Origin of the sequence: Caldisericum sp. (assembly GCA_022759145.1) — a bacterium.
In the GTDB taxonomy this organism is placed as follows: Bacteria; Caldisericota; Caldisericia; order Caldisericales; family Caldisericaceae; genus Caldisericum.
Window position 1 is genome coordinate 1 of the sequence record JAEMPV010000095.1, and the last position, 3,179, is coordinate 3,179.

Annotated in this window: 4 protein-coding genes; 1 reads left to right on the forward strand and 3 read right to left on the reverse strand. The window is 35.6% G+C overall.

Annotation, left to right across the window (positions count from 1 at the left end; all coding sequences use genetic code 11):
• Window positions 1-104: 104 nt before the first annotated feature.
• Both JHC30_06085 and JHC30_06090 read right to left on the reverse strand, forming a co-directional pair.
• A complete protein-coding gene (locus JHC30_06085) occupies window positions 105-1,361 on the reverse strand; it encodes a coenzyme F420-0:L-glutamate ligase (protein MCI4463720.1) in 1,257 nt (418 codons plus the stop codon).
• Complete coding sequence (locus JHC30_06090; protein MCI4463721.1) at window positions 1,358-1,903, reverse strand: HD domain-containing protein; 546 nt, start codon at window positions 1,901-1,903, stop codon at window positions 1,358-1,360. The genes JHC30_06085 and JHC30_06090 overlap by 4 nt, the downstream gene beginning before the upstream one ends.
• Window positions 1,904-1,946: 43 nt before the next feature.
• Between JHC30_06090 and JHC30_06095 the strand changes: the two genes are divergently transcribed.
• Window positions 1,947-2,672: a 16S rRNA (uracil(1498)-N(3))-methyltransferase gene (locus JHC30_06095; protein MCI4463722.1), complete on the forward strand. Its 726-nt coding sequence runs from the start codon at window positions 1,947-1,949 to the stop codon at window positions 2,670-2,672.
• On the opposite strand, the gene JHC30_06100 is transcribed toward JHC30_06095, so the two are convergent.
• Window positions 2,641-3,179, reverse strand: a 539-nt coding sequence (locus JHC30_06100) for a glutamate--tRNA ligase (protein MCI4463723.1), incomplete at its 5' end; no start/stop codon positions are given. The genes JHC30_06095 and JHC30_06100 overlap by 32 nt on opposite strands.

A 3,179-nucleotide genomic window follows, 5' to 3' on the forward strand; every position in this document is an offset into this window, starting at 1 on the left:
GTCTTTACACGCCAAAAAGTGATTTTTAAATTCGTTTTTAATAGCAAGGAAAATAAAAAGGAAAATTCCAAACTATAACCAGAAAAGCAAATCCATATACTTTATTAATATCTGAATCCTCTTACGATGACTATTGGTGTGCCCTCGTCTTCGTTTCCTGCTGGATTATCTGTGAGAACCTTCTCAAGCCTTTTCTTATCAATTTTACCAGAGGCACCAACAACCCACGCCCTTCCAAGTTCGTTTGCATCAACAATTGCAACATCAAAACCAATCGTATTTTTAATCTCTTCTGCAAGTTTGTTCGAATCCTTAGGACCCGGGATTATATAGTAATCATATGGAGGAATCGCACCTGGTGGGTCATCAATAAGCGCTGTTTGAGGACCGCCTACCCTGTAAAATACACCTTCAAGTCCGAAAATTTTTCCTATCGCTCCTAACACAAAGCCCAATAATATTCTTAAAGACCCAACCTCCTCTATTGCAACCTGCATTGCATAGGGATTTGCAAGAGGTGCAGCCCCACCAAAAGGCACACTTTCCTGGTTTACAAATCGAGAGACAAAACGAGCAATTGGAGAAACTTTAATTGCATCAACAGGGTAGATTCTTCCCTCAGCAATTGCTGCAACGCAGGAAGAAATCGTTACAATATCGCCATTCTCAAGAAGTGGTCCTGCATAATTCTTTACAATCTCAATAATATCATCATCCTCTTTTATAATAGGAGTTTTTACTGGTATTTTCTTTACTTCTGACTCATAAGTTCTACTTTCAATAGTATATGAACCGTTCAAAAACTTATTTGCAAATTCTTTTAATTCGTTTTTCTTTGGATGTGTCCTTATACCTACATCAATAACGCTTTTTGCCTTTTCGACTTCACCCGATTTATAAAGAATCTCCGCATACTTTAAAAAGTCACTTGCATAAAAATCGGATGGCTCAATTGCATAGAACATCTCGTAAAACTTTTTAGCTTCGTCAAAGTTTCCCTTGTTGTAGGCAATAGTTGTAAGTCTTTTAAGGACATATCTATATGGAGAAAGCGTGCTCCTTACGGGACTATCAAAATGCGAAAGAATTTCTTTGTAAATCTCCTCTGCTTTTCCCTCATTTTTTAAAGTGAAAAAATAAAAATCTCCAAGCATCAACTTTAGCCACAAATTCTGGGGATTATTTTGAACACCTTTCTTTAAAATCTCTTCGGCTCTTTTAAGGTCTCCTTTAAGCGTGTATAAATGGCTCAAATACCTGTAAGCACCAATTCCGTCTTCTGGATGTTTTTTAAGATAGTCCTCAAGCAAGTCAATTCTTTTTTCAATGTCAAACTCTTTTATCTTTTCAATAAAGTTCATAATCCGAGCTCCTTCTTGATGCCTTTCATTGCGTCTAATCCAAGTGCAACAAATTCTTCAAGAGTCAATCCAAATTCCGAACAACTTGCAATTTGCTCCCTGTTTGCACCTTCTGCAAAACGCTTTTCCTTAAATCTTTTTAAAACGAAATCAACTGTAACATTGTCAAGATTTTTTCCCTTAATAAGGGCACAGGCAGTTATAAGGCCTGTTAAAGGGTCTGCTGCATAAAGCGCCTTCTCAAGAAGAGTAACTCTCTCAAGTCTGTGAACAGGGTTATGCTTTTTTACTGCCTCAACAATTCTTTCATCAAAACCATTTAACTTCAAAAATTCTGCACCTACGATACTATGGAGATGAGGTTTGTCTTTGGTTGTGTCAAGGTCGATATCATGAACAAGACCTGCAATTCCAAATAAATCTTCATCTTCGTTAAATCGCCTTGCAATCTCTCTCATAACCGCTTCAACTGCAAGCGAATGCTTAAAAAGATTTGTATCAAGTTTACTTTTTACAAGTTTCTTAATATCTTCTCTTTCCATACAAAGGTATTATAATATATCTTAGAGGTTTTAAAAAGTTTATATGGCAATCTACTTTCTTAGAGAAAGCAAAATCGAAAACAGAACCATATTTGTTGAGGGCGAATTGTTACATCACCTTAAAAATGTCCTAAGAGTTAAAAAGGGTGAAATTTTCAAATTCTTTGACTCTGATCACATCTATTTAACGGAATGTGTAGAAGTAGGTAAAGATAACTTAATTTTCAAAATAATTGAAGTTTCTAAAATCGAAAAATCGAAAATCCACTTTCATATTGCACAAAGCATTATCGACAAAGGCGAACTTGAAAATGCAATCCGCTTTCTTGTTTCTGCAAAAGTTGAAAAAATCTCGCTTATACAAACAAAAAGAAGTCCAAATGAATTAAAAGAATCTCAATTCAATCGACTCAAGGATATTGCGCTTAACACAGCAGAACAGAGCGAGGTATGTTTCGTGCCTGAAATTAAGTATTTTAGAAACCTTGATGAAGTTATAAATGAAGTTATAAAAAACACTACACAAAATGCCTTTGCGCTTCACTTTGGCGGAGATTATACTCTTAAAGATATTCCCCAGCTTATTAATCCACAAAAACCGATAACATTTTTTGTGGGTCCTGAAGGGGGTTTTACAGCTGAAGAGGTTTTGAAGTTCAAAGACGCAAATATAAGAATCGTAACCCTTAAAAGCGGGGTTCTTCGATCTCAATTTGCAGGCGTTATTACAGTGCTTACTACTCTTGAATTGATTGCTTTACAAGATTAATCGCTTCTTGAAGCCTTCCTTTAACCTCGTCTTTTCCAAGGATAAGGAATATTTTCCAAAGTTCTGGACCATTTCGAGAGTAAAATAGTGCAACCCTCAGAGGATGGTATATCTTTTTCCCGGGGATTTGAAGCGCATCTTTTAAACCATTCAGGAAGTTATCAAGAGCATTTTTTTCTAACTCAACCTCGTCAATCTTCTCAATAACATACTCAAATGTCTTTAAAGCATCTCTATCTTTAATTAAAGATAGATCATCTTGCGACATATTGCTAAGCAATCTCTTAAAGAAAGGTGTTGCAAGTTCTTTAACATCTTTTGTAAAATTCATATTGCCTCTTACTGCATCAATTATTAGAAGTGCCTTTTCGTTACATTCAGAAATGCCATAAGCCTCGCTTAAATAAGGGAGAGTATCCTTGCAGAGTTCTTTTAAGTCTTTATCAAGAATGTATTTATGGTTCATCCATTTGAGTTTTTCAAAGTCAAATATAGCAGGGGCTTTGT